Source organism: Pseudomonas sp. Irchel 3A5 (genome assembly GCF_900187575.1).
Taxonomy (GTDB): domain Bacteria; phylum Pseudomonadota; class Gammaproteobacteria; order Pseudomonadales; family Pseudomonadaceae; genus Aquipseudomonas; species Aquipseudomonas folii.
In genome coordinates this window covers 78417-102696 of the sequence record NZ_FYDU01000014.1, presented here as the reverse complement: position 1 = coordinate 102696, position 24280 = coordinate 78417, and the positions used below count along the sequence as shown (strand labels likewise).

Genomic DNA, 24280 nt, shown 5'->3' with positions numbered 1-24280 from the left:
ATTGTGATCGTTTGCGTAGGTGCGACTGCATGAACAACATTCATCCAGCACAGCATTGAGGCGCGATACTCAAGTATCGTCTGCTCATCACGGGTAGCAGGATGCTATCAGGTTTGAAAAAGATGCGACAAATTATTTCCGATTATTGTCAAGGTGTTGTGGTGTCGCATCCGGGACGCTTTCGGTATTTCCATGCCGCATATCGGCCAGATTGGCGACGATGGGGATAATCCCGATGATTTTCAGGGTGTATTGAGTTCATGCTTATCCGTTGAAATGCGATTCTCAATTGATTCAAATCCTGTAGGAGCTCACCGAGGTTACGAGGCCAGCGATGGCGGTTCGTCTGACACTCCGCTATCGCTGGCCTCGTAACCTCGGTGAGCCCCTACAGATCCAATGTCTGTTTGGAGACAGCATGGAAGGCGTCGTACAACCTGCTACTGAATGGCCGCAACAGCATCAATCTCGATCTGCATCCCGTCCAGCGCAAGGCGTGGCACCGGAATCAACGTGCACACAGGCTTCATCGACTCGCCCCATGCCCGATCAATCTCCTCGACCCACGTGCTCAGTTTTTCCTGGCCGTGATCAACGATCAGCAACGTCAGTTTGAACACATGATCGAAACTTGCGCCTCTGGATTGCAGCGCAGTGGCAAGGTTGGCGAGTGCTTGTCTGGCTTGCTCGGCAAACACTGACGAGAGCTTGCCCTGTGAGTCTTCACCGCCTTGCCCGGCGATATATAACAGCCGCGCCTGAGGCTGCAATTGGGCGGCATGGGAGTACCCATTCGGGCTGGGATCGTACAGGCCTGGTGGATTGGATAACTGGAAAGCAGGGGCAATATCGGATTTGGACATGTGCTGACTCCTGATGGAAGAGTCGGCAGTCTCAGACCTCTAGTTAGGTTGAGGTCAAGGCATCTGTTCAATAGATCGTCATGAACTGATCAACTAGCATCCAGACCTTGTTCTCAGACATACCCTTTTTCAGCATCTGGTTGGCCCGAAAATATGCACATCCTTATCACCGGAGCACCTGGTTCCGGCACCTCGACATTAGGTCGCGACCTTTCCCATGCATTATCGGCGCAGCATCTGGAGGGTGATGATTATCAGTGGCTGCCCACCCACCCTCCCTATCAGCAAATGGTCGCGAAAGATCAGCGTGGCGTCGCATTGCTGGCCGATATGCGAGCCAGTATCGATACGGTCGTTTCCGGGTCGGTGATGGGCTGGGGTAGAGAGCTTGAAGATGCCTTCGATCTAGTGGTCTTCCTCTACCTCCCAAGCGATGTGCGCCTCGCCCGACTCAAGCTGCGCGAAGAGCAACGCTTTGGTGTGGCCAGGCCCGAGTTTCTCGCATGGGCCGCGCAGTACGACAGCGGTACCGAGCCGGGTCGGAGTTTGCAGCAGCATCGGGCTTGGCTTGAGCAGCGCAGGTGTGAGGTGTTCAGGCTGGAGGGTGATTTGTCGGAGGAGGGACGGCTGAGTGCGGTGTTGGCAGTGCTTGGGAAGCTCCGCCGCGAGACCGCCCGGACTAGAGGTTGATCAACCGCTTGATCCCATACATCAATACCAGAAAGAGCAGAATTTTCGCGACATCAACCAAAGCCCGGAACGTAATCGGCCACCATTCATGAGGCTCGATTGCATCCTGATAAGCGTATGAGTCGGTCGAGGCTCCGGTTTTCTGGAGTTCATGCTCTCGCGCGCGGCCCCAATACATGAACGCGAAGATAAGACCGATAACGCCCAGTCCACCGAGTTGGTCATCCGGCGAAGCTTCCAGCGGTGGCCCCCAGAGGTAGCATGCACCCGCTATCAGCCAGATCAGCATTCCCAGCCAGGTCAAGATTTTGCGTGCTCGTACAGATGCCTTGAGGTTTGTTCGCACACTGAACGGGCAAAACTTTCCATCGCGCTGAAGCCTGTCTTCAAGCGAGACAATGTAGCCCGACACAAAGGCCAGAAAACCAATGAAAACTAATACAAAGGCCATCGGGGTTGGCTGCCTTAGTGAATTGAACGAAGGTTGCGTTCACAGAATGTCCGCAGGTGGGGCGTTTACTTGAATAATTTGCGGTTATTGAGCGGGTGGGATCAAGCCCGCATTGCCGGGGTCTCATCAAACAAAATTTAACCATCTGATGGAATACTTTCCGCCTGTAGGAGCCTGTTGCCACGCGACAACGCAGCGTCGAAGACGGGACGGCCCCTCTTGCACGGAAAGATGAGGGCTGGTCTGTGTGATCGTCCCGTAAGTGTTGAGCAGCAGCTTCATTTTTTACTTAAACAAATCAGCAATTTCTGAATCCATGGCTTCGAAAGCCTCAGCATTAAACCTCATATCGGGCAGCATTCCGCGTCGCTTAGAGGTTGTAGGCATCAGTTTAGTGACTGGAGATTCAGTCTTGGCAATGATGATTGTTTCGCCATCCGCAGCCGCAACGACGGGCTGGGTCAGGTGTTTCTTGTCTCCATGGACGTTGTGAGTTTTCACTGTGGTGCTCCTGTAAGCCATCAAGCGTCAGTGCTGATTCTAGACCAGCATCATGTGGGTTCAGATCCAGGCTTATCAATGAAGCGATTTCACTCAGTTTCAACATCGATTTAACAGCGGTTGCACCAGGCAAACCTCGCACCTATCATTCGCTCCGTCGCTGCACATCAGCGACCGGATTTGGCGATCCGGCTCATACCTTTTCAACAGCTTCAGTTGCTGGTTGTCTTCACTTCGTGCGGGCGACATTTATGGCGGCTGTGCGCGGGAGACCTTCGGGTCTGCCGGGTGGGTATGACCGGTTCGCCAACCTGCGCACAGTTGCCACCTGATTTCGTTTGGCGACGAGACGGGTGGCGAGTTTAGCCATTACCCTCTGGATTCCTTCATGACCCAACATACTCCGCTGAATCAATATCCCAATTCCGTCCTCTTCATAAACCCCGAAGCCCCAATGGCCGACCTGCACCTCTGCGCCACGCAACGCTTGCGCGCAGTCAAAAATCTGATGAGCTGCTTGGCCAGCACCACGACCAAGGACTCCGATGAAGATCAACTGGCTCACGTCGCTGAGGCTGCTTTCCTGTTGCTGCAAGACAGCTGTGATGTGCTGGAGTTGATGGAAGTGAGGCTGGATAAGGTCAACGCCTGATAAACACCGCGCGGGTTGGCTACGATCTCTGGCTCATGGCTGACCCGCGGGACGGATCAAGGTGGCGCTCAACTTCCATTTGGGAGGCGATGCTCAGGCGATACATGCGCACAGGATGTGTCACCCCTTCGCGAATAAATTCGCTCTCACGTGGGTTGAGTTCGCAGCCAGACGGACAGTCCACAGAAAGCTCCTCAATCCATACAGTTATGCGCTGTTGGGTCGGGAATCAAAAGCGATAGGAGCACGCAAGATGAGGCAGTGTTGAGATTGGCGAACGCCCAAAACAAGAAAGCCCGCAACCCGCCGCGGTGCTGAGAGTTATCTATCAATACTTTGGGTTGTAGCGTTCGCCGTTATAGATCAGTACGTATTCGTTCGAGGTAGGCTTTTCTTCTTTAGTGCAGCCATTACCCGTATCCGTTTTTTCGGTAGCGATTACTTTTTCCGCCACCTCCAGATCGGCATACCCGTGATTGCTGTTGTTGCCAATACTTAGAGTAAGGTGCCCCTCTAAAAAACTGCCTGCGCAGCTATCGGGATTTTGTTCGGCGGACGCTATGTCTTTCTCCATCTCAAGAATTTTTCGCACCTTTTTTCCTTCAATGGTATAAAAATTAAGTTGTGTTATGGAACGGGTGAAAGGCTCAATCGCCATGTTGTGTTTTAAAATGACTCCAAAAGTATAAGCGTCCGGGTTGAGCTGATAGCTGGTCGGGTCAAGACTAAGTCCGGAAAACTTGAACAGAGAAATCTCGATAGCATTGCTCTCGTAAACATGGCTCTCTATCACACCCTTTTTAGCGCTTATGATCTCCAGGCCATAGGTGACCAAACCTTCAGGGTCATCTTCTACCTCAGCTTTTTCTTCAACAAGAACCAGAACTGCCAGTGTGTGGTCGGGATCATCATTGGCCGTTTTACATGCGGAACGCTGCTTGTCAAAGGCTAACGTCGGATGCAATGTCTTGGCCCAGCTCGACAGGTATGTTTCGCAGTTTGGAGAGGCGGCAGAGGCGAGGAATGGGAAAAACAAAAAGCTCAGGGCTAGAAGGCAACGCATCGGGTATCCCTACCAGTGAAAAACGAATGGGTGTGCGGTCATGAATTGCATTTTCGGCAGCGGTACAATAGTAATTTCGCTTGAAGAAATCAAATGTCTCGAGCTTTTTGATTGCGCTGTCTCGCGGGATATTGGGTCAGGCGTGCCGCTCTGCGAAATTGTTTTGGAAAAGTTATCTGTCTAATTACCGCTTGAAAGTGAAGTCACTCCCAGCGGCGCGGCGTGCTTAATAGCTCCATGTTTCATAAGTTGCTAATTTTTTATTGGGCATACCAGTGTTATGGGCGCTGAGTAGAGCTTTTTGTTGGCAGCAAATATGATATGTTCGGTGATGCTATTACAGGAGATTGATATCATACTCAGAGTTGTTCGGAAGCGATGATATTATCTATTTTTCCTGGCGGACTCTTGATCGAATTATCGTGTTTCAGAAAGTTGGCAGGATTTACAATACAAACAGAAAGTCCATGCCCAAGACATGATGTCTGGACGGAGAAGGGCAAATTGTAAGAACGATAAAATGCTGCCATATCCATTTTGATTGCTCGCTGATTGCTGTGAGCGTCGAATGCGGAATCCAGAGAGCCGTAAGGCGCATTGGGGCTGGAGCCAGGATCCCTTGGTACGTAGAGATAAAGAATGTGCAAACGCCAAAAACAAGAAAGCCCGCACTAGGCGGGCTTCTTGTTGCTTCATGAGCATCGATGATGTCACGAAGCAGGTACTTGGTGGTACACAGTCATTTGAACCTAGACTTTAAGCTATTGTATTCATTGATTTTTATTTTTGTTTTATCCCATAGGCATACATGTGGGCATACACGGCTCATCCTGCTAACTGTTTTCAGCCGAGCTTGACCTGCCGCCAAGGGGCGATTTCCCACTCTCTTTTGGTAGCTTTGGCTTGATCAGTGTCTTCCTCATTACGCGGTTTGAGGCATTATCGATTTTATAAACGGTATCTTTAACCTGGATGAAAGTGGACTTCGTATCAGCCACGACTATTCGTCCCGTGAGCGTTTCCTTCTGATCCGTGACAATGCTGTGCTCAGGGAATATTCCGTAGCTTGCCTTGACGCCGGTCTCAGCCTCGTAACGTCGTTCGGCTCTATCGACACCGTTATGAACAGCTAACACTGGGGCAATGAATATCAGCAAGAGCGCTGTGCCAACCAACAAGCTGCTCTGAAGCCTGTCTTTAATGGGGCTTGCTTGGTGCATTGCGACGTAGAGAAACGTGGCCGCTGCCCCGATAGCGATAAATATCGCTGTCGGAATGAAGGCTCCAATGATAGGGATCAGATCTATCGCGGCCATTAGCCCGGAAAAAGTGTAGCTGTACCCGTATACCAAAAGCGTGGGGGTGCTCAGGTCCAGCTCGCTTGTCGCTATACCGAATTGCTCATAATAGGCTGCGAGCTCTAGGTATCCTCGGATGATCAGTATTGCCTGCAGGATCAAGAACGTGAATGTTGCGAATTTGAATGTTAGGTCAGCATCTATCCTTTTTTCGCGCTTTGCCGCCTCTTTACCCTGGCTAGAGGATTCTGTGTCCAGAGGCTGCTTGATGCTGATAGGCGTGGTGATCTCTACGCGGACCGTCTTGTATCGCTTCCAAAACATGCTTGTCGTCCTAGATAGTAGTCATTTCGAGCAATCATGGCAGGGACCAAAATGCGTGGCGGCCTTCCTTACGCTGGTCAACTTTGCCATCAGTATGGAGCTCCCCTAGGAGCCTATAGACATACACTTTGCTGATATTCATCCGCTCGTAAACCTCGTGAGTCGAAAGTTCTCCATCGACCAGAAGGCTCAGAATTTTCTCTTTGCGAGAGTCCATTGTCGCCTGTTCAACTGCTCCCCCGACCTTTTCTGTAATTCTTTGCACCTGCTCCGGAGATAGCTGGACCTCGCCACCGACTGCATCGGTCAAGCTGCCGATGACCTCGGTTTTTACACGTTCCTTCAACTTAAGCGATTCGATATACATCTCTTCGTTTTCAAAGTCGCTTGGGGCGTATAGGACGGTGTGATTCCAGTTCAGCAGTGCAAAAAAAACGCCGACGATGAGCACTGGGAAAATCATCACGAAATACACGAAGACGGACTGTATTTCAGGAGGAAGATTTATCAGAGAGATGGTCGCGAAGCCTTCAGCGAGAGTCGAAAATATAGCTACAACGGTGAGGGGGTTGCTGACCTTAGTCGTCATCTGAAGTCCATTTTGATGAGTTACGTAGTGAGCTGCGCAGCTTATCTGCTTCATGATTCGCATGCGAGCGAAGTGAGCAAGTGAGAGGAACAGACCTTAGGTCTAGCCTGATTGAAAACCTGCCGGGGACCCTGAGCTTTATCTCTCAGTACGGGGTCGGAAACCCGCGAGATCTTGTTAGCGGTAGTTTCCCCAGCTTACTGAAATTTCAACGTTGAAATTGAAAGGATCTTGAAGAAAACAGGGCATCATTACCGTGTTGGTAAGGATGCCACTTTATGGTGCTGATACCGGACGCATGGTGATCGTCAACCGAGTCAACTCCCTCAACCTGTCAACCAACTTCAAAAATCCAGCAGCTAACACGAACGCGCGGGTTTTATGCCCCGTGTCATTTAGAAACGCTCAGGGTCCCCAGTGACCTCACATGATCTGTGCAACTGCACTGGTGAACTGGGTGTTCACCCGGTTCACTGTTCACTAAGCTGAGTGCCTGCCCGCTAACAAGTCCTGCGGGTTTCCGACGCTGATTCCCTCATCGGGTCCCCGCTCTCGCTGGCATGTTCATCGCGGTGGGAGCTTTTATTATGGGGGGGCGGGGGCAGATACCTAATAAATGTCGTGTTACAGGTGTTACTGGTGTAACAGAATTCCTCAAGCCATTGAATTTAAAGAATAAATTCTGAGTAACATTGGTCAAGAGCAATCCCGATATTCGGTGTAACAACGCGGATCTGTGTAACATATTGGTCTATAGCAGAGAGGAACAGAGCTCAACTTTTGAGGGGCCTTCCGATCAGCGATATGCGTTCGCCCCAAACGGCCGTTGTAAAGGTGACGACCGAGCGTCCAGCCCTCACCGATGATAGGATACGCTCCAAAATGGAGGCTCTGACTGCATCGGGTCTTGCTAAACGTATTTACAAACGATCAAACAAACGGAAAAAACCTTGCCAGCTTCTTTTGAGTGCTTCGCTAGAGCAAACGGGAATGAATAAATTCGTCCAGTGGCGAGGTAAGGGGTATCCGTTCTCCACTGATGCCATCCTTGACCGCTTACTCGCCAACTTCATAAATTCGGGAGAGGCCCAGGAGGTCTCATTCCGAGAGCTCGTGCCATGGATGAAGGTCGGAGAGCGTGCGACGCACTACATTCATAGCTACCCAGCGAAGCTTTTGCCACACATTGCGCACTTCTTCTTGGCGTCAGATCGGGTCTGCCCCCTATCAGGTCGGGTGCTTGACCCTTTTTCAGGCACAGGAACAGTTGCTTTAGAGGCAATGCTATCCGGTCGTGAGGCGTTCTATGCTGATGCTAACCCATTAGCGCGTTTGATAACTTCAGCAAAGACGACCCTTGTTAGTGAAAAGGATCTTACCGAGGCGTTTAAACAGTGCCTTTCAGACTTCAAAAAAAATCGTACTCGGTCTCATCCTGAAATCGTAAATATCGAGCACTGGTACACTCCTGAAACCATCAAGCATCTAAGTCGACTTAAAGCAGCTATAGGCCATCAACCTAGTGGCATAATTAAAGACTTTCTGCTGGTCACATTTTCAGCGATTACAAGAAAAAGCAGTTTGGCGGATCCACGGTTATCAGTCCCAGTAAAAATCAAAGACTATCCAGGTCGAAGGGATCGCAAGTCTATAAGCGTAATTGATTTTTTCTCGGAGCAGTTCGAATCAAACCTAAAACGCATGCGCGAATTATCCGCCATGGACAGCGGCACGCATAGACCTTGTCTGGCGGGAAAAGATGCGCGCAGATTAGTTGTTGAGTCGGGACAACCCTTAGCTTCTAGCTCCATAGACTTAGTGATAACTTCTCCGCCGTATGCAGGAGCGCAGAAGTACATTAGGGCGACTAGCCTTAACTTAGGCTGGCTAGAGTATGCGAAGCCTTGCGAGCTTCGCGGTCTCGAAGACCAAAATATTGGTAGAGAGCACATACCAAAGCAGAAATACATGAGCTTTTCTAGCACAGGAATAGACGAAGCTGACAAAATCTTAAGAAACGTATACGAAGTCAACCCTCTGCGAGCATCTATCGCCTCCACCTATTTGATCGAGATGCGACAGGCACTTACAGAAGTTTTTAGAGTTTTGAAGCCGGGCGGACAACTTGTCTTGGTGATTGGGAATAATATCGTATGCGGGCATGAGTTTATGTCTTCAGACTATTTGCTGGAGATTTGTGAAAGTTTGGGTATGGAGCTACGGCTGAAGCTTATCGACTCGATCAAATCAAGAGGTTTGATGACCAAGCGCAACAAAACCGCCAGCCTTATAACTCGTGAGTGGGTCTTGGTTTTGAGGAAGATTATTTAATGGAACTAAAAGACATCTTAAAGCGTAAGATTGAAGTTCTTTCTCAGCAAGCTTGGGACTCTCGCCTAACTTGGCCCGATGTTGAAGCTTGGCTAGAAAATTTCAATGGCCAGTTCAAAGATGAAAGTAATGAAAAGTTGCACGCGTTACACTTGCTTTCACAAGTTAACTATTTTGGGCTTGATTTGCTTAGGGAGATGCTTAAGTGTGTATATCAGACACTATACCGACACCCAATAACATCTCAAATCCGTCGTGCTAATAACGATACTTTAGACCCTGGAATTATCGAGCCCCTTTTTTTAGAGGAACGTCTCAAGACTCGATTCGTCGGGGTAGGAAATCCTTCAGAAAGCGGCCCTCATCTTCTGTACTATTTCAGGCAGATAAATGATCTAGGGAAGGATTTGTTTATTGATAGCGGTGACATTTTCAAATTAACCCGTGATAATCAAGGGCAAGTCCAAATTTCGCAGCACGATAAAAGCATAAAGCGGTACGTATTTATCGATGATTTGCTAGGGTCTGGCTCGCAAATTGAACAGTATCTCTCGCACAAACTTAAAGAGATTCGCCGCTTTCCAGGGGTCGAATGTCACTACTACGCTTTATTTGCTACAACTAAAGGTTTGAAGACGGCAAGAAAACCAGAATACTTTGGGGATAACGTTTCTTGCGTGTTTGAATTGGATGAAACATTTAAATGCTTTTCGCCGAATGCAAGGGCATTTGCAAACCTTCCCAATGGTCTAGACAAGCAAAGTGCACAAGATGTCGCTGCGGGTTACGGCGCTAAGCTACTACCTAGCGATCATGTTTTAGGCTATAAAAATGGTCAGCTGCTACTTTCATTCTTGCACAACACCCCTGATAATTCTTTGCCAATTATGTGGTTCGATAATCCACTATCAACCTCTTGGGTGCCGATTTTCAAACGATTTGATAAGAAATATGGAGCGTGATCATGGAAAACAATACTAATCCATTTGATCTTATTCGGGCTGCTGACTATTCCGACCTCCAGATAAAAGATTTTTGGGTTGATTTTAAAGGGCAAGAACTTCAGGCTTTGCTGGAACCAACTTCGATTACGTCAATGCATATTCTCGGAGGTAAGGGGAGCGGTAAGACACACTTAATGCGATATTGCTCCTACCCAGTGCAAAAACTCCGATTTCCGGATCATTCGATAAAAGGTCTGGTAAGCGAAGGCTATATCGGAATTTTCCTCCGTGCTAACACCCTAGATACGGGGAAATTCTCCGGGAAAGGCCAGGACGGAGAAAAGTGGGGGACGCTGTTTAATTATTATTTTGAGCTACGACTGGTTGAAAACCTGATACTTACATTGATAGATTTATCAAAGTTCGATCACAAGTTAATGCTTGAGCTCAACTCCTTGGTTGGCGATGTGTTGCTGCTGCTGGACGAGCAGCCAACCCAAGAACCAGATACCCTAACAGGCCTTCTGGATTTTATAGTTTCACTACGGAAAGCTGTCGACCTGAGTGTAAATAACTGTGTATTCACTAGAACGCTCAATGTAAGTATACTGCTAAGTCCCGGATCTTTGCTCTTTGGCGTGCCGGCGCTCGTAACGAAACGAATAAAGATATTCGAGAAACTTCGGTTTATATATTTGGTGGATGAGGTTGAGAACTTAACCGTAGATCAACAAAAGTTTTTGAATACTCTAATTCGTCATTCAATGGATCCTTGCACCTTTAGGCTTGGTGCTCGATTGTACGGCATCAAAACTCTTGCTAATTACGGTACTGATGAAGAAAACAAGGAGGGTTCAGAGTTTAAAGCATTATATTTGGATCAGATTCTGAGGTCTAAAGGGGAGGCGTTCAAAGAGTTTTCAAGGGAATTATGCGCCAAGCGTTTAGAGGACGGAGGTTTCGCGAATAAACCGGGTGAACAAAAACTTAAGGGGTTGCTGCAGAGTTTTTTTGAAACGTATAGTTCAGACGATTACTATCGTAGCCACACTAAAGAATTAGTCGGAATAGCCAAGTCATCCGAGCGCCCGTACTTTAAGAAGCTTCGTGATCAGCTTCATTCAAAGGGGACAAATAATACCGTCGCAACTGCTTCTGTCGCTAAAAGAATAATTTCTTTGCTCAGCGTTCATGAGCATCCACTGGTTGAGAAAGTTAACATTTTCATGCTTTACCAAGACTGGTATCGGGGAAAAGACGTAACTAAGTCAGCGGAATTAATTTCCGAAGAATGCAAAGGTTTTCTTGCAGGTGAACCCGGTCGGCACAAAACTTTATACGGGCACTTCGCTATAGATTTGTTGGCTCAGTTATATCGAGATTACAAACAGTCACCAACTCCAATGTATGCTGGATTCGATTCGTTCGTCAGAATGTCAGCCTGTGTCCCAAGAAATCTGTTGGTAATACTGCAAAATGTTTACAAATGGGCATCGTTCAATGGTGATCGCCCATTCCGAGAGGGGCCTATTCCAATCCTGACTCAAGCCGAAGCTGTCATACAAAGCGCCGGCTTTTTCTTTGACGAAGACGCTAGGCCAGGTGCGGACGTTCCTAACGTTCAGAGAGCAGTAGAGCGTTTAGCTGAATATCTCCGCGAAGTGCGCTTTTCCTCAAAACCAGTTGAGGTATCTCCATTGGCCTTCAGCTTGGATGTGTCTAAGCTGTCAGAAGCCGCCAAATACAATCTTAAACGAGCGGAAAATTGGTCATATATTTTTCGCCACCCTAAAGGGCGTCCCAACGCAAACTCCAAGCGCGTCGATGAAAAATATCAACTCAACCCTATGCTGTCGCCCAAGTGGGATCTACCCGTATCTGTTCGCGGAGATGTCCGCTTGCCCCATGGCGTAGCGGAAGCCATATTCGGTACGCTTGACAGCTCAGGCTTTCAAAAGGAGTTGAACGAGGCAACCTTAGGTATGAAGGCTCCTAATTTTGGCAAGTCGAGAGCTCAGTTAAATCGTCCGCATATGGAAGAGCTATCCACCAACGGCACTCTTTCATTGGATTTTGGTGACGATGATGCGATTTGATTACTTCTATAAAACTCGCTTGCCGATAGAAGGCAGCTGGCCGCTTGACGCCCAGTATGATGTATTCATTTCTGCATATAATTTGAGCGATCGAATTGGAGCCGTGTTCGATAAATGTCAAGCGTCCTTAAAACTATGGCTGATTTTTCCACAATACCAGTTTAACGAATCTGAGTATCCCGTAAGCGGAGAGGTGTTCTACTCGTCGCAGATGGAAGAATCTGAGTTTTTGAACGAGTTTTTTGAGAAGTACGCTCAGTCTCTGGCAGGTAAGCGAATCTGTATTGATATAACCGGATTTATGCGGCCGCACTTATTGTTTATGATCAAGTTGCTACAGTATTACGGTCTTCTGAAGTTTGACGCAATTTATTCTGAACCTGTTCGATATCAGAAAAAAGATGATACCAATTTTTCTGCTGGTCCGGTAACGCTAGTTCGATCAATCGCCGGGTTTGAAGGTGAGCCAAACAATGAAAGCTCGAACGATATTCTGCTCCTAGGTATTGGCTATGATCACGAACTACTCAAGCAAGTCGCTGAGCATAAAGACTTCGCAAATATAGTTACATTGTGGGGGTTTCCTTCTCTTAGAGCAGATATGTATCAGGAGAGTGTTGTTCGGGCTAGTAAGGCTCCAGAAGCAGCGTTTCCAACTGGGAGAGGCAAGCAGCGATATTATGCTCCCGTAAACGATCCATTCTCTACCGCTGAGCGAATCCACGAAGTAGTGCAAGCGGAGTCGTTAAAAAAGCCGATCACTAACTTGTATTTGAGCCCTCTTTCTACTAAGGCGCAAGCACTAGGCTTTGCTTTGTATTACCTATACGCAAAAAATAATGCTTCGAGCATAGTATTCCCTTTTGCAAACGGCTATGAACAAGAAACATCTATAGGTACCGCTGAAATATGGAGATATTCTATAGAACTACCAGCCTGGACTATTTAACATGAGAGCGGTGGCAGTACGCTGAGGTTCCGATGAAAGTCCCATATGCTGTCATCACTGGTTTTTTTGAGGAAGAGGGCGCTAATCTTGATAGTTCTGAGGGTGGCCGCGTCACTTCGATTTTGGTCCTCTTTGAAGAGAAATCGGTTTTAAGCAGCCGGGTCGTTAACGATTGCCTCCAGCGGAAAGCAGTGCTTAAATTTTGTTGCAGGGCAATATGACCCTCCTAAAGTTTTCCTCAATCGACACAGGTCTGAGAGGTGATTTTGTAGCTTGACACCTATAGCAAAAAGGGTCCGCATGGGCCCTTTTTCAGACGCAGCAGATTTACTTCTTCAGCCATCCTTCGACGACATTGGCTCCGTGTTTCGCTTTCCACTCTTTCAAAGCTTTGTGGTTGCCACCTTTGGTCTCGATCACTTCACCAGTATTGGGGTTTTTGTAGACCTTGAGCTCGCGTGGTTTGCGTGTACTGGCGGCTGGGGCTGCGGCTGAACGCCTCGCGGTAGCTTGCGGCTCTAGAATGTTGACGATGTGCTTCAGGCTAAACCCATACTGTTCGAGTAGCTTGCGCAGCTTCGTTTCGAACTCGATTTCTCTCTTCAGCCCATCATCACCTTTCAGAGCTTCCAGTGCCTGGAGTTGCTCGGCGAGGTGTTTTTCCAGCTGACGGTATTCTGCGAGTTTGGACATTGTGTTTCCCTTTTTCAGAGTGGTCATGTGCGGTTTATAGGATAAAACTAGCTGTTTATAAGTTCAGCGCTATTTTCGACGATTCAATTGGCTGTCAATGTGCTTCATTTCCGATTTAATCGCGTTAATCGTTAGGGTTTTTATTGGACTGGATTTGCCCTCGCCTGCGTTGATGATCTTCAGCAGGGCAGTTAGATGGGCCTTCCGGGTTTTGAGCATGTCAGACCAACTGGCGCTGTTCTGTATCGGCTTGCTCATTACGTTCATCCTTACGTTGTTCCAGGTTGCTCATGACTTCAGGTTGGTGAGGTGTCGGTAAGCCGTCGAGCTGGATTAAGTCACGCGCGCGGTACTGTCGCGAGCGAGCTGATAGCTCTTCCCACGTCCACTTCCCAAAGCTCTCGCCTTGCTCTGGAACTGCGAGCTTCATAAGTCCGATCTGGTCACGGCCAATCAGGTTGTAATTCGCCCACAGCTTTCCGCCCACCTCGAACAATGTTTTTGCGGCCTCGTTCCACTGCTCTTCAAGTACTGTCTGCGAAAGCAACAGGGCGGTTCGCTCAATCTCTTTATGCTTTATCAATGCTTCTGCGATGTGTTTGTCTACGGTGACCAGCTCTTGCTCCAAGGCTGTCATGATCAGGTGTTGGCGACGATTGTGTTCGGTGACCACCGTGAGGTTCTTCACCGCCTTTTGCGCATCAGTGTTGACGGTCTTTTCGCCTTCGGTATCACCCCAAGCGACTGCCTGCGCGTAAGCTGTGGCAGCGTCCATCTCGGCCTGCCGAGCTTTCGCCATGTCCTCTTCCGCCTGCTCCTGAATCTGCTCCAAGCGGGTACTGAGGCTTTGGCGCTTCTCCTTCAACTCCCGCTCATCAGCGGTCCAGTTATCCATCACTTCGATGTACCCCGCCATTAGGGCGACGCAGTTGGCGAGGTTTTCGCGGCGATTGATCTTCCTGTCCAAAAGGTCGGCGTTGTTTTTGCGCGAATCGAAATTCCGTTTCATCTCGTTGTACTTCTCCCGCAATTCGTCTTCGCGGTCTGGTTCAATGGGTTCCTCACTTTCCAGCGCCGTTTCAAGTGGCAGCATTTCGGCTTGCAGTTGTTCTGCCTCGCTCAGCAATTCGTAACGACGGTCTTTCAGTTTTTGAATCTCGTTCATTTGTCTTGTCTCTATCTAATTCGAATGTGGGTTGGTTGAATGGCTGGCGAGGCCGGGAATAAGCCGGCGCTACCTCGATTGATGCAGATGCCCTCAGTCAGCCCGAGCCTCGTTTTCAGCCAATCCCTGAATCGTTTTCACGACATAGCAACGTTGCGTGCCGAGGCCCGGCAGCCGGATCAGACTCGACGCTTTGCCATCACCGCCCGGCTCTAGCACGCCTCGCTGCAGCAATTCCTTGTTCACGGCGTTGATGTTCATGCCTTTGAACACCTCTGAACGCCACGCTTCGGGCAATACGTAGTAGGTATTGGTGGTGTGCAATTCATCCCCAAGACCGTGCTCCAAAGACTTGCGAAAGCCCAGCCGGTCGATGGTGCGTGGACCGTGCTCATCAATCTTTGCGGCTGCCGACTCCCAGCGTGTAAAGCGGCTTTCACCGAAGCGTTCGATGACCTAGCGCAACCGCGCCAGAATGGCGTCCGATTCAAAGTTACCCGCGCCGCCGCGCTCATTGAGCCAAGCGCTCAGGCAAACCCGCGCAGCAGTGGTAGCCGTGCCATCGGGCCAACCTGTAATGCCCATGGCGGTGGCCAGCTCGCCTGCGGCAGCTGCCAATCCGAATCGGGCAGCGGCGCGGTGTGCTTGCCCGCTAGCGGATGCTGGCAACGCTCTGGCAACAAACGCCTCCAAGCTATGGCGCAAGATAGATGACCAGCCGTGTCGTTTACTGGGCTCGCACAGCGCTGACAGGAAGGCGGTCAAGGGTGTGCCGTAGAACTTCGCCACGCGCGCTTTGAGCGCGTCGGAGAGGGCGGCGGCATCATCAAAACCGTTGAGCTGGTCGAACATGCCCATGCCTTTGCTCGCGTCCGCTGGAATGGCGAGCATGCGCACCTCCATACCGGCTTTGAGCTCCTTATTGGCTTCGGCCATGTGCTGCGCCAAGGTCTTCTCTCCGGTCGACAGGAACAGCAAGCGCCACTCCTGAACCTGGCGGCCTGATTGCCCCCGGTCATTGGCGCGGGCCTTGCCGGTGCCATTGCCCAGCATGTAAACCGTTTCGCCAATGATGCGCGGATCACACATGCCGATCTCATCCAGCACCAATAGCCCGTCAGAGTGCGCGGCGGCGATTGATTCAAGTCGAGCGCTATGAGCACTTGGCGCGATCCAGCATAAATGAGGTAGTTACGTGCAGTTGCATGCAGCCCAATCGATCGTGGTATGGATGAAATACGGATGATTCATGCGCAGCATGTGCGCATAAAAACTGATAGAGGGGAGGGGCATCCGATAAGTTATGTATCGGCATGCAAGGCGAGATGGCGCTGGGATTTATTAACCCCAGAAACAAGAAAGCCCGCACTAGGCGGGCTTCTTGTTGTTTCATGAGCATCGATGATGTCACGAAGCAGGTACTTGGTGGCTACACAGGGACTTGAACCCCGGACCCCAGCATTATGAATGCTATGCTCTAACCAACTGAGCTATGTAGCCAAGTGGCGCGCATTATTCGCGGATAAGGGATATGTGTCAACCCTTGTTCTGAAAAATTTATGCGTGTGATCAAGCGGTTAGGGTTTCGCCCCGCTATTCAAGGACGAAACCCGGTTGCCGTTAGCGAAAAAGATCGTCCAGCAGGCCTGAGTCCAGCATTTCGTCAAGCTGATCCCGTTGCGCGCGTAGCCAGACTTTGATGTTTTTCGGCGATTCTTGCAGGAAGGCGACCTCTTGTTCCCTATCGAAAAGCTCGGCATCCAGTTCGTTGATCACTTTGTTGCACTTGCGCAGGACCTGCGCTGGTTTGGTGGTCTCATACGGGGAGAGGGCGAATCGGCCGTTGAAGATCATGTTCTGCACGTGAATCTCTTCCTCGAGATCCTTGACCTGCTCGGCCAGCACCCGGTTGTAGTGCTTGATGCGTTCCAGCGGCAGGTTGCTGATGTGGTCGGTATCGATCTGTTCGATCTCAAGTTGCAGTTGCAGCAGGCTCAGCAAGTCTTTCTCGGCATAGGCCTTATTGACTCGCTGCATGAGGTCGGTTTTGCGTGCTCGCTCGTGTTCATCGGTTTCCCGGTCGGGGTGGAGGGCGCTGGCGAGTTTGCGATAGACCTCACGTACGGACTGGCTACTTTTGGCTTGGTCCTCTTCTTTGCGCCGTTCATGGGCTGACTTTTTCGGAGGTTCTGAGAATTGCTCATCGCGGTCGGCGGCATCGGCATGGCTCGACAGTTTCTCTTGCAGGAATTCGACAAACTCATGCTCAGAGGTGATGTGATCACCGTCCGAGAGGTCGAGATCAAACTTATGCTCCATGTGCGCTTTGAAGTGCGCCAGCTCCTCTTGCTGAACGTCGTCGAAGTCTTCGCCGAAATGCCTGGCAAAAATCTCCTTGAGTTCCTGGCTGTCAGGATGCGATTCGTCCATGAGGGCCTCGACCAGGTCACAGACGATGTCAGTCAAGGTTGCCCGGTCTTGTTTGCTGAGTTTTATCTGCGAGCTGGCGGCATCCAGCGTACGCAGCAACTCCAGTTGCACCGCACTGATTTGCTCGATGGCCGGCCTGAACTCTTCAGCCCAGAGCTGCGTGTATCCCTGTTCGGCGGTGCTCCAGCCTTCCAGCGTGCTGCGGTGGGTTTCGATCTTTTTCAGCAGGCTATTAAAGCGTTTTTGCTGAGGATTGGGTTTGGCTCCGGCGGGTTGAGGCGCCACGCTCAGCTGCGGGTTTTTGCCGACCATTTGGGGTCTCTCCTCCGGGAAATGACAAAGCGTAACCATTGGTGACGTACTTTTGTAGGGGCAGTCCACCAAGCGGGAAGCTTCCTACTGGTGAAAACAGCAATCGCCTACACGGTCTGAATATTGCTTGGTGATCTTAAAGTTGACGGTTTCTGCAATGGCGCCAATCAAGAAGCGCTCGGCGGCTATCGTAATTCAATCAATAACATGGCATTTTGCCGGTAGTAGTTTTTCGAAGACATCTGCGATGGCTCCTGCCGTTTCTGCCGGGTGTTCTGGGGGAGTAGGTCGGTCATGTACAGTCTTTTGTCGCCGGGTATGCGCATGCTTAGCCGTTTTGGTTTCGCGCGTAAGTTTCAGATGCTGTTTCTTCTGTTCATGCTGCCGCTGGTGGGCAGCCTCTGGATGATCGGCCAGGACTATCTCAGCAAACTCGCGACGATCGCGGGCGAACGCTCGGGAGTCACTCAGTTGCTGGCCCTGGATCAGCTCGATAGCGAGCTTTCCCATCAGCGGGATAATGCTGCGCGCTGGAAGGCCTCTGACATTTTGAAAGAGCCGACGCCGGCCGCCAAAGCCGCTATGACGGCGATGGACGCCGCAGGCCCGCGTATCGCGCAGGCACTTGAGTCGCTCGAGGCCTCGCTCAGAAAAGAAGAAGCCGGTGCTGATGCACTCAAGCGCTATGAAACGCTGAAAGCTTCAGTCACCGGCATGGACATTGCCTCCTTGCGCACTGTCGGCTGGTGGCCGGATGGCTATGACCGGTTCACCAATGCCTTGGGCAATGTGCAGGCCTTGCGCGAGCAGATTGCGACAGACAGCGGCCTGATCCTCGACCCGTGGCTGGAGACGTATCTGTTGATGCAGATGTCGACTCAGCAGATTCCTGATCTGATCGAGCGTATCGGGCGTATGGCGAGTATTGGCCAGACGTCGGTGGTCACCGGGCAGTTCAGCCTGCAAAGCCGTTTGCAGATGCGTGAGTTGCGCGGGCGGATTACCGATGCTCAGGATCAACTGATCAAGACCGGCGATTTCCTGCAGGCCAAATTGCCTGCTGAAATGAAACCGTGGGCCGAAAACTACAACGCAACCATGCAAGGGCTCGTTAACGAGCTGAAGGTATTGGATGACGGTGTGTTCGGCGCGACGATCAAGCTTGATGCCCCGGCGTTCGAGCGCAGCGTCGATGCATTGCTCAATAATCTGACAAATCTGCGTAATCAGTCGTTGCAGTCGCTGGACAACCGTCTTGCGTATTACCACCAGAAATCCAACATGCAGTTCATCCCGATGGGCATCTGCTTTGGCGTCTTGTTGCTGGCTGCGATGTATCTGTTCGCCTGTCTGCAAGCCTCGATCCGTCGCAGTGCCAGCGGCATTACCACGCTCGCCGAGTCGCTGCGTGACGGTAATCTCTGTGTTCAGGTTGAAGTGCGAGGTCGCGATGAACTGGCGGCGATCAGCACGGCGCTGAACGTGGCGGTGGTGCAGTTGCGCACCAGTTTGCTGGGCGTGAACCATGAGACCAAGCAACTGGGCAGTGCGGTGTTGACCCTCAATACCCAATCCAGCGGCACCTTGAATGAAGTTGAAGAGCAGCAGTATCAGATCAGCCAGATCGCGGCAGCGGCAACTGAACTGGCAGCGACTTCACAAGGCGTGGCGAAAAGCTGTGAGCAGGCGTCCGACAGCGCCCGGCAGACGCGCAAGATCGCTGAGGAAAGCAGTCGCGACAGCCAGCGCACGACCAGCAGCATTCAGCAGCTTAATCAACGCCTGACGGACACTGCTGCGGCGTTGGGCCGAGTCAGTGAGCAAGGGCAACAGATTCAGTCGGTGGTTGATGCGATTCGTGGTATCGCCGAGCAGACCAACCTGTTGGCGCTTAACGCAGCCATCGAAGCGGCGCGAGCGGGCGAGCAGGGCCGTGGTTTTGCGGTGGTTGCCGATGAGGTTCGCAGCCTGTCGCAACGGACTCAGGTGTCTACAGCGGAAATTGCCAGCACTGTCGATAGCCTGCGTTCCACTGTGAGCCAGGCGGTCGGCTTGATGGAGTCTGCATGTGGTCAGGCAGTTAACGACGCGCAGTCGGTGACCGATCTGGGTCAGCGTCTGGTTGAGATCGCCAGCGCCGTGCAGGGCGTTACCGACACCCTGGCGCAGATTTCGACTGCAGTTGAAGAGCAGGCCAGTACCGCTGATGAAGTCAGCGGCAACATTCAGCAGGTCGATCAGGCTGCCGGACGTTTGCTTGAAGGAGCGCGGGCTGTAAATCAGGCTGCCGATACGCTGAGCAAAGGCAGCCGCGCGTTGAGCGACAACACATCGCGTTTCCAGCTGGATTGAGGGTTGAGTGAGACCAGCTCCCACAGGAATCACTGATGATGACGTGGGACCGGCTTCAGCCGGGAAGAGGCCGGGACAGACTTTAGATTTTATCTGTAAAAATACCGCCTTCCCGGCTAAAGCCGGTCCCACGTCATCAATCAGCTTGCGGGCAAACATGAATCACTCACAGGATTTGCGTCGCATAGCCTTTCGCGGGCAAACATCAGTTTTTTTCGCAGAGCTCGCGACCCATCCGGTGTTCTCTTTTAGGCAACAATAAATTCATTCTGTAATATTGGTGCGTGTCCTCTCCCTACCCATACTCGAACCGTACCCCGACGCCACCAGACGGGGGCGCAAAGGCCGGATCTGCTGACGGAGCAACCCTCACAAGGGGCGTCATAAAGCAGGCGAGAGCATCAAGTTTTTCCGCTCGCAGCATGCGAGTCTCCATGCCTGACATGGACTTTGAATCTGCCCTGGGTGCCGTCGGCACCTCCTGAAAAAACAACAACTATTGGCCAGCCGCATGACGATTGGCCAACAGGTGAGGGGACAACCATGCAACATTCTCACGCTGCGACACTGGGCGAAAACCGTGCCGTTTCATCGACCGTAAAACTGTACATCTGGGCGGCGGTCATTCTCGTGGTGGCCGAGGCAATCGGTGCGATCAGTATTCCCCTCGGCCCTGGCAAAGTCGTTCTGCTGCCGATGGTCTGGGCGCTGTTGATCGGCGCGGGTATCGGCATCTTCAGCCGTCGCATGCCGGGCTCGATCGGCCTGAGCCTCGGCGATCAAGTACGTTCCGCTTCCATCCTGCAACCGGCGCTGTTGGTGTTTATCGCCAAACTGGGCATGGTCGTCGGCGGTTCGTTGCCGCTGGTGTTTGCTTCGGGTTGGGCGCTGTTGTTCCAGGAGTTCGGGCACTTTGTCGGCACCGTGATTCTCGGTCTGCCGGTGGCGTTGATGCTGGGTATCAAGCGCGAAGCGATTGGTGCGACGTTCTCTGTCGGTCGTGAGCCAAGCCTTGCAATCATTGGTGAACGCTACGGCATGGATTCCCCGGAAGGTCGCGGTGTTCTGGCCGAGTACCTGACCGGGACATTGTTTGGTGCGTTGTTCATCGCCATCGTTGCAGGTTTTATCACCAGCCTCGGGATTTTCCATCCCAACTCGCTGGCGATGGGCTCAGGCATCGGTTCCGGCAGCATGATGGCTGCTGCAGCAGGCGCGATCGCTGCGCAGCAGACGCCGGAAGTGGCCAAGGAAGTCATGGCGCTCGCGGCTGCGTCGAACCTGATCACCACCACCATCGGCACTTACTTCACGCTGTTCATTTCCTTGCCGTTGGCGGTCTGGGGCTACCGCGTACTGGAGCCGATCATTGGCCGTACGACCAAGGCGTCAGTGATGAGCACGGGTCTGAAGCACGATCAGGTGTCTCTTGAGGTCAAGGAACTGGGTTGGGGTGGACGGATCAGCGCGTGGGTGGCAGCCGGTGCCTTGGCATTGATCGCCAACTATGTCGGCTACAAGACGCTGTCGCCAGCGGCCTTCGGGGGTATCGCGGTGATGATCCTGGCGGTGTTCATTGGCGAAATGATCTGCGTTGCCCTGCGCCGCAAGATCCCGGCGGTGTGCACCGTGTCTCTGGTCGCCATGTTCATGACTTCGCCAGCCTGCCCTTGGGCTGCGGAAATCGCGCAGATGGTCGGCTCGATCAACATGCTTGCGGTCATCACGCCGATGCTGGCGTTCGCCGGTCTGTCGGTGGCCAAGGACCTGCCAGCGTTCCGTTTGCTGGGCTGGCGCATCGTGCTGGTGTCTTTCCTGGCCAACTTCGGTACGTTCATTGGTGCGGTGCTGATTGCTGAGTTCTTTCACTGACTCTTGAGCGCTGAATGATGACTGAGCTCTTTCAATGATTCTTAGTTGTGAATGATGACTGTGGGAGCGGTGCTTGCCCGCGATAAACGATAACGCGGTGTGGCTTCTGACTGCGTCTCATGCATCGCGGGCAAGCACCGCTCCCACAGGTCATCACCAATGTCGAAGAAAGTATGAACCCATCACATCCCCAACGCCTGCTCCACCAACCAATCATGCACCGCCCGCCGTGCCGGGGTTTGCAGGGCGCCTTCGCGGTAGACCAGTACATACTTCTTGCGCGCTGCAATCGGGTGGCCGAACGGGATGATCAGCGAGCCTTCTTCCAGCTCATTGGTGATCAGCGCCTTGCGCGCAATCGCCACGCCCATGCCCATGATCGCCGCCTCAATGGTCAGGTGGTTGCGATTGAACGTGTGGCCCCGACGTACATCGATGCCTGAGGCGCCGATGGCATTCAGGTAAAACTCCCACTCGGCGTACTCATAGCTGCCGCGCCACGCGGTGATGTCGTGCAGCAGTGGGTAATGCACCAACTGGCTGGGAGTATCCAGCGGCGGCTTGCCTGCTTGTAATGCGGGGGAGCAGACCGGGAATAACTCTTCCTCCAGCAGCGAGGTGGTCATCAGGCCCGGATAGCTGCCGTCGTTGAGGTCAATTGCCAGGTCGAAATCGTCATCGCGCAACGAGCCGCTGCTGTCCTCGGCGATGATTCGTAGCTGAATGTCCGGAAACGCCTGTTCCAGTTGCGGCAGGCGCGGCATCAGCCATTTGCTCAGGAACGAAGGGATGCAGCGCAACTTGAACACGCCGCCGATACGTCCCGAATGCAGCAGCCGCAGTTCATCATCAATACGGCTGTGTACCTCGTTGGCGACGATGGCCAGTCGTTGTCCTTCGGCGGTCAGCTCAAGACCACGACCGACCCGATGGAACAGCGCAAACCCCAGTCGTTCTTCGAGCTGGCGCATCTGCTGGCTGATCGCACCGGGCGTCACATGCAGTTCGTCCGCGCAGCGGGTAAACGACAGGTGTCGGGCAGCACAGGCGAAGACCTGGAGCCATGCGTGCATTTGCGCGTTGAGGATTTTGCTCATCTATCAGTTCTGCTTAACCATGGCTTAGGAAGTTTCGTTTGTGGATCGCTTGGCGGGAGCCTAAAAATACCTGCACATAACAAAGTGTCTTTCGAGGCTGACAGCCTCTCACGAATCGAGCAAACCGTATGGCTATCAGCGTCTTCGACATGTTCAAAATCGGCATCGGCCCCTCCAGTTCGCATACGGTAGGGCCCATGCGTGCTGCCGCGATCTTCACCGTGCAATTGCGCGAGCTGGATCTGCTGAGCAAGGTCGAGCGCGTCGAGGTGCGTTTATATGGCTCGTTGTCGGCCACCGGCATTGGTCACGGCAGTGACCGTGCGACGGTCATCGGCCTGATGGGCGAGTGGCCTGATCAGGTTGACCCGGCGTTGGTTGCACCTCGTGTAGATGCAGTGCTGGAGCAACAAGTTCTGCTGCTCGGCGGTGAGCAGCGCATTACGTTCGAGTGGCAGCGCGACATGCGCCTGCTGGAGGAAAGCCTGCCTTATCACCCCAACGGCATGACGCTCTGCGCCTATGGTGCCACTGGCGAAGTGTATGAGCAGACTTATTATTCGGTGGGCGGTGGGTTTGTGGTCGATGCTGAACAGGCCGCCAGCGGCGTTCTGGATAGCGATACCACTCAACTGCCTTACGATTTCTCCAGCGGCGCGCAGTTGTTGCGTCTGTGCAAGCAGCACGGTTTGAGCATCTCTGCACTGATGATGGAGAACGAAAAAGTCTGGCGCACCGAAGCGGAAATCCGCTCGCGGATCCTTCATATCTGGGGCGCTATGCAGGACTGCGTGAACAAAGGGCTGAGGGAAGAGGGCATCTTGCCCGGTGGCCTGAATGTGCGGCGGCGTGCTTTCCGGCTGCATCGCAGTTTGCAGGAGCTGGGCAAGCCCAACGTGATCAGCTCGACTCTCAGCGCCATGGAATGGGTCAACCTGTTCGCCCTGGCGGTTAACGAGGAAAACGCAGCAGGCGGGCGCATGGTGACGGCGCCTACCAATGGCGCTGCGGGGATCATCCCGGCGGTGCTGCATTACTTCATGAAATTCAATCCGGATGCCAACGAAGATGACATCGTAAGGTTCTTCTTGAGCGCGGCGTCGGTGGGCATTCTGTGTAAAAAGAACGCGTCGATTTCTGGTGCGGAAGTGGGGTGTCAGGGCGAGGTCGGTTCTGCCTGTGCAATGGCAGCTGCGGGGTTGGCAGAGATTCTCGGCGCAACGCCGGAGCAGGTGGAAAATGCTGCGGAGATTGGTCTGGAACACAACCTGGGCCTGACCTGCGACCCGGTGGGCGGTCTGGTGCAAATACCCTGTATCGAGCGCAACGCGATTGCAGCTGTGAAAGCAATCAACGCCGCACAAATGTCCATGCGGGGCGACGGTGAGCATTTCATCTCCCTTGACCACGCCATCCGCACCATGCGCGACACCGGCGCGGACATGCTTGAGAAGTACAAGGAAACGTCACGGGGTGGTTTGGCGGTCAAGTGGGTGGAGTGTTAATCCAGCTTGAAATGCGGTCGCTGTGGGAGATTCTATGTTGGCCAGCAAGCTGATTGACGACGTGGGACCGGCTTTAGCCGGGAAGGCGGTATTTCTGCCGATG

The 24280-nt window shown here is 52.2% G+C and carries 19 protein-coding genes, 1 tRNA gene and 1 pseudogene; 9 read left to right on the top strand and 12 right to left on the bottom strand.

The features are described from left to right. Positions 1–440 precede the first annotated feature (440 nt). Complete coding sequence (locus CKW31_RS21965; RefSeq protein ID WP_095100024.1) at positions 441–863, bottom strand: RidA family protein; 423 nt, start codon at positions 861–863, stop codon at positions 441–443. A gap of 153 nt (positions 864–1016) precedes the next feature. Here CKW31_RS21965 and CKW31_RS21960 point away from each other — a divergent pair, with 153 nt between their 5' ends. Further along, entirely contained in the window at positions 1017–1553 is a 537-nt protein-coding gene (locus CKW31_RS21960; RefSeq protein WP_095100021.1) for an AAA family ATPase, read from the top strand. Here the strand turns inward: CKW31_RS21960 and CKW31_RS21955 are convergent. Both CKW31_RS21955 and CKW31_RS21950 read right to left on the bottom strand, forming a co-directional pair. Beyond that, positions 1543–2004, bottom strand: coding sequence for a hypothetical protein (locus CKW31_RS21955; RefSeq protein WP_095100018.1), 462 nt, complete (start codon positions 2002–2004; stop codon positions 1543–1545). The genes CKW31_RS21960 and CKW31_RS21955 overlap by 11 nt on opposite strands. Positions 2005–2289: 285 nt before the next feature. Continuing rightward, the gene (locus CKW31_RS21950) at positions 2290–2505 is read right to left on the bottom strand and encodes a type II toxin-antitoxin system prevent-host-death family antitoxin (RefSeq protein WP_095100015.1); all 216 of its coding nucleotides are present in this window, start codon (positions 2503–2505) and stop codon (positions 2290–2292) included. A 388-nt stretch (positions 2506–2893) separates the two neighbouring features. On the opposite strand from CKW31_RS21950, the gene CKW31_RS21945 reads away from it, so the two are divergent. Then, entirely contained in the window at positions 2894–3157 is a 264-nt protein-coding gene (locus tag CKW31_RS21945) for a hypothetical protein (RefSeq protein WP_095100012.1), read from the top strand. A 328-nt stretch (positions 3158–3485) separates the two neighbouring features. Here the strand turns inward: CKW31_RS21945 and CKW31_RS21940 are convergent, their stop codons facing one another. The 3 genes from CKW31_RS21940 to CKW31_RS21930 form a co-directional block, all read right to left on the bottom strand. Further along, positions 3486–4220 carry a hypothetical protein gene (locus tag CKW31_RS21940; RefSeq protein ID WP_095100010.1) on the bottom strand — a complete coding sequence of 245 codons (735 nt, stop codon included), beginning with the start codon at positions 4218–4220 and terminating at the stop codon, positions 3486–3488. Positions 4221–5053: 833 nt separating this feature from the next. After that, positions 5054–5842: a hypothetical protein gene (locus tag CKW31_RS29890; protein ID WP_176469944.1), complete on the bottom strand. Its 789-nt coding sequence runs from the start codon at positions 5840–5842 to the stop codon at positions 5054–5056. Between the two features lie 34 nt (positions 5843–5876). Continuing rightward, positions 5877–6431, bottom strand: coding sequence for a winged helix-turn-helix domain-containing protein (locus CKW31_RS21930; RefSeq protein ID WP_095100007.1), 555 nt, complete (start codon positions 6429–6431; stop codon positions 5877–5879). An 882-nt stretch (positions 6432–7313) separates the two neighbouring features. Here CKW31_RS21930 and CKW31_RS21925 point away from each other — a divergent pair. From CKW31_RS21925 to CKW31_RS21910, 4 genes are read left to right on the top strand one after another with little or no spacing between them, the layout of a single operon-like run. After that, positions 7314–8762: a hypothetical protein gene (locus CKW31_RS21925; RefSeq protein WP_141230174.1), complete on the top strand. Its 1449-nt coding sequence runs from the start codon at positions 7314–7316 to the stop codon at positions 8760–8762. Beyond that, positions 8762–9724: a hypothetical protein gene (locus CKW31_RS21920; RefSeq protein ID WP_095100002.1), complete on the top strand. Its 963-nt coding sequence runs from the start codon at positions 8762–8764 to the stop codon at positions 9722–9724. Before CKW31_RS21925 ends, CKW31_RS21920 begins: the two co-directional genes overlap by 1 nt. Before the next feature lie 2 nt (positions 9725–9726). Next, positions 9727–11802, top strand: a complete 2076-nt coding sequence (locus tag CKW31_RS21915; RefSeq protein ID WP_095099999.1) for a hypothetical protein — start codon at positions 9727–9729, stop codon at positions 11800–11802. Continuing rightward, positions 11789–12751, top strand: coding sequence for a hypothetical protein (locus tag CKW31_RS21910; RefSeq protein ID WP_095099996.1), 963 nt, complete (start codon positions 11789–11791; stop codon positions 12749–12751). The genes CKW31_RS21915 and CKW31_RS21910 overlap by 14 nt, the downstream gene beginning before the upstream one ends. A gap of 327 nt (positions 12752–13078) precedes the next feature. Here CKW31_RS21910 and CKW31_RS21905 read toward each other — a convergent pair whose 3' ends face one another. The 5 genes and pseudogenes from CKW31_RS21905 to CKW31_RS21880 form a co-directional block, all read right to left on the bottom strand. Then, entirely contained in the window at positions 13079–13444 is a 366-nt protein-coding gene (locus CKW31_RS21905) for a histone-like nucleoid-structuring protein, MvaT/MvaU family (protein WP_095099993.1), read from the bottom strand. Between the two features lie 220 nt (positions 13445–13664). Further along, positions 13665–14609: a chromosome segregation protein SMC gene (locus CKW31_RS21895; protein WP_095099986.1), complete on the bottom strand. Its 945-nt coding sequence runs from the start codon at positions 14607–14609 to the stop codon at positions 13665–13667. 93 nt (positions 14610–14702) lie between these two features. Further along, positions 14703–15758, bottom strand: a pseudogene (locus CKW31_RS21890) (DUF927 domain-containing protein); the annotation flags it as partial. Between the two features lie 274 nt (positions 15759–16032). After that, positions 16033–16109, bottom strand: a tRNA-Met gene (locus CKW31_RS21885). A gap of 120 nt (positions 16110–16229) precedes the next feature. Beyond that, the gene (locus CKW31_RS21880) at positions 16230–17351 is read right to left on the bottom strand and encodes a J domain-containing protein (protein ID WP_095099983.1); all 1122 of its coding nucleotides are present in this window, start codon (positions 17349–17351) and stop codon (positions 16230–16232) included. Positions 17352–17645: 294 nt separating this feature from the next. On the opposite strand from CKW31_RS21880, the gene CKW31_RS21875 reads away from it, so the two are divergent. Together CKW31_RS21875 and CKW31_RS21870 are read left to right on the top strand one after the other, a co-directional pair. Then, complete coding sequence (locus CKW31_RS21875) at positions 17646–19703, top strand: methyl-accepting chemotaxis protein (protein WP_095099979.1); 2058 nt, start codon at positions 17646–17648, stop codon at positions 19701–19703. Between the two features lie 543 nt (positions 19704–20246). Next, positions 20247–21575 (top strand): DUF3100 domain-containing protein, encoded by a 1329-nt coding sequence (locus CKW31_RS21870; protein WP_095099976.1) that lies wholly within the window; start codon positions 20247–20249, stop codon positions 21573–21575. A 182-nt stretch (positions 21576–21757) separates the two neighbouring features. Here CKW31_RS21870 and CKW31_RS21865 read toward each other — a convergent pair whose 3' ends face one another. Continuing rightward, positions 21758–22672 carry a LysR substrate-binding domain-containing protein gene (locus CKW31_RS21865; protein WP_027902858.1) on the bottom strand — a complete coding sequence of 305 codons (915 nt, stop codon included), beginning with the start codon at positions 22670–22672 and terminating at the stop codon, positions 21758–21760. Positions 22673–22800: 128 nt separating this feature from the next. Here CKW31_RS21865 and CKW31_RS21860 point away from each other — a divergent pair, with 128 nt between their 5' ends. Next, on the top strand, positions 22801–24177 hold the full coding sequence (locus tag CKW31_RS21860; RefSeq protein ID WP_095099973.1) for an L-serine ammonia-lyase: 1377 nt from the start codon (positions 22801–22803) through the stop codon (positions 24175–24177). The last annotated feature ends 103 nt before the right edge of the window (positions 24178–24280 follow it).

Excerpts from the sequence above, each read along its gene's own strand:
- CKW31_RS21870 (WP_095099976.1), top strand. The coding sequence starts at position 20,247 with ATGCAACATTCTCACGCTGCGACACTGGGCGAAAACCGTGCCGTTTCA.
- CKW31_RS29890 (WP_176469944.1), bottom strand. The coding sequence starts at position 5,842 with ATGTTTTGGAAGCGATACAAGACGGTCCGCGTAGAGATCACCACGCCT.
- CKW31_RS21865 (WP_027902858.1), bottom strand. The coding sequence starts at position 22,672 with ATGAGCAAAATCCTCAACGCGCAAATGCACGCATGGCTCCAGGTCTTC.
- CKW31_RS21905 (WP_095099993.1), bottom strand. The coding sequence starts at position 13,444 with ATGTCCAAACTCGCAGAATACCGTCAGCTGGAAAAACACCTCGCCGAG.
- CKW31_RS21965 (WP_095100024.1), bottom strand. The coding sequence starts at position 863 with ATGTCCAAATCCGATATTGCCCCTGCTTTCCAGTTATCCAATCCACCA.
- CKW31_RS21860 (WP_095099973.1), top strand. The coding sequence starts at position 22,801 with ATGGCTATCAGCGTCTTCGACATGTTCAAAATCGGCATCGGCCCCTCC.
- CKW31_RS21915 (WP_095099999.1), top strand. The coding sequence starts at position 9,727 with ATGGAAAACAATACTAATCCATTTGATCTTATTCGGGCTGCTGACTAT.
- CKW31_RS21920 (WP_095100002.1), top strand. The coding sequence starts at position 8,762 with ATGGAACTAAAAGACATCTTAAAGCGTAAGATTGAAGTTCTTTCTCAG.
- CKW31_RS21955 (WP_095100018.1), bottom strand. The coding sequence starts at position 2,004 with ATGGCCTTTGTATTAGTTTTCATTGGTTTTCTGGCCTTTGTGTCGGGC.
- CKW31_RS21930 (WP_095100007.1), bottom strand. The coding sequence starts at position 6,431 with ATGACGACTAAGGTCAGCAACCCCCTCACCGTTGTAGCTATATTTTCG.
- CKW31_RS21880 (WP_095099983.1), bottom strand. The coding sequence starts at position 17,351 with ATGGTCGGCAAAAACCCGCAGCTGAGCGTGGCGCCTCAACCCGCCGGA.
- CKW31_RS21875 (WP_095099979.1), top strand. The coding sequence starts at position 17,646 with ATGTACAGTCTTTTGTCGCCGGGTATGCGCATGCTTAGCCGTTTTGGT.
- CKW31_RS21945 (WP_095100012.1), top strand. The coding sequence starts at position 2,894 with ATGACCCAACATACTCCGCTGAATCAATATCCCAATTCCGTCCTCTTC.
- CKW31_RS21940 (WP_095100010.1), bottom strand. The coding sequence starts at position 4,220 with ATGCGTTGCCTTCTAGCCCTGAGCTTTTTGTTTTTCCCATTCCTCGCC.
- CKW31_RS21960 (WP_095100021.1), top strand. The coding sequence starts at position 1,017 with ATGCACATCCTTATCACCGGAGCACCTGGTTCCGGCACCTCGACATTA.
- CKW31_RS21895 (WP_095099986.1), bottom strand. The coding sequence starts at position 14,609 with ATGAACGAGATTCAAAAACTGAAAGACCGTCGTTACGAATTGCTGAGC.
- CKW31_RS21910 (WP_095099996.1), top strand. The coding sequence starts at position 11,789 with ATGATGCGATTTGATTACTTCTATAAAACTCGCTTGCCGATAGAAGGC.
- CKW31_RS21925 (WP_141230174.1), top strand. The coding sequence starts at position 7,314 with ATGGAGGCTCTGACTGCATCGGGTCTTGCTAAACGTATTTACAAACGA.